At 58.5% G+C, this 1,264-nt stretch carries 3 protein-coding genes; all 3 read left to right on the top strand.

Features of this window, described 5'->3' with window-relative positions; all coding sequences use genetic code 11:
* Positions 1-550, top strand: a 550-nt coding sequence (locus ACJHX4_RS26705) for an NlpC/P60 family protein (RefSeq protein ID WP_410239925.1), incomplete at its 5' end; no start/stop codon positions are given.
* Positions 448-1,095: a tail assembly protein gene (locus ACJHX4_RS26700; RefSeq protein ID WP_001557692.1), complete on the top strand. Its 648-nt coding sequence runs from the start codon at positions 448-450 to the stop codon at positions 1,093-1,095. The genes ACJHX4_RS26705 and ACJHX4_RS26700, both read left to right, overlap by 103 nt.
* Positions 1,096-1,155: 60 nt before the next feature.
* Positions 1,156-1,264: hypothetical protein (locus ACJHX4_RS26695; protein ID WP_369770096.1), on the top strand; the 109-nt coding region annotated here is incomplete at its 3' end.

The following is a 1,264-nucleotide window of genomic DNA, read 5'->3' as shown; positions in this document are numbered from 1 at the left end:
GCTGGTCCACAGCCACCCCGGTGGTCTGCCCTGGCTGAGTGAGGCTGACAGGCGGCTGCAGGTGCAGAGCGATTTGCCTTGGTGGCTGGTCTGCCGGGGTGAGATTCATAAATTCCGCTGTGTGCCGCATCTTACCGGGCGGCGCTTTGAGCACGGGGCGACGGACTGTTACACGCTGTTCCGGGATGCTTATCATCTGGCGGGGATTGAGATGCCGGATTTTCATCGCGGGGATGACTGGTGGCGTAACGGCCAGAATCTCTATCTTGACAATATGGAGGCGACTGGTTTTTACCGTGCCGCACTGACAGAGGCGCAGCCGGGCGATGTGCTGCTGTGCTGCTTTGGTTCATCGGTGCCGAATCATGCCGCCATTTACTGCGGCGACGGCGAGCTGCTGCACCATATTCCTGAACAACTGAGCAAACGAGAGAGGTATACCGACAAATGGCAGCGACGCACACACTCCCTCTGGCGTCACCGGGCATGGCACGCATCTGCCTTTACGGGGATTTGCAACGATTTGGCCACCGCATCGACCTTCGTGTGAAAACGGGAGCCGAAGCTATCCGGGCGCTGGCCACGCAGCTCCCGGCGTTTCGTCAGAAACTGAATGAGGGCTGGTATCAGGTGCGCATTGCCGGGCGTGATGCAGGCGAAAACGAATTATCTTCCCGTCTTAATGAGCCGCTGGCAAATGGTGCCGTGATCCACATCGTACCGCGTCTGGCGGGTGCCAAAAGTGGCGGTGTTTTTCAGGCAGTGCTGGGGGCTGCGCTGATTGCGGTGGCATGGTGGAACCCTGTGGGCTGGCTGGGTGCCGCGGCTGTATCGGGTATGTATGCGGCAGGGGCCAGTATGATCCTGGGCGGTGTGGCGCAGATGCTGGCACCGAAAGCCAGAACTCCCCGCACACAGACAACGGATAACGGCAAACAGAACACGTATTTCTCCTCACTGGATAACATGGTTGCCCAGGGGAATGTTCTGCCCGTTCTGTACGGTGAAATGCGCGTGGGGTCACGCGTGGTATCTCAGGAGATCAGCACGGCAGACGAAGGGGATGGTGGTCAGGTTGTGGTGATTGGTCGATGATGCAAAATATTTTATGTGAAACCGCCTCCGGGCGGTTTTGTCGTTTATGGAGCGTGAGGAATGGGTAAAGGCAGCAGTAAGGGGCATACCCCGCGCGAAGCGAAGGACAACCTGAAGTCCACGCAGCTGCTGAGTGTGATCGATGCCATCAGCGAAGGGCCGGTTGAAG

Source organism: Escherichia sp. WS2035, assembly GCF_046487065.1.
In the GTDB taxonomy this organism is placed as follows: domain Bacteria; phylum Pseudomonadota; class Gammaproteobacteria; order Enterobacterales; family Enterobacteriaceae; genus Escherichia; species Escherichia coli.
This window is presented reverse-complemented; position numbering and strand designations above follow the sequence as displayed.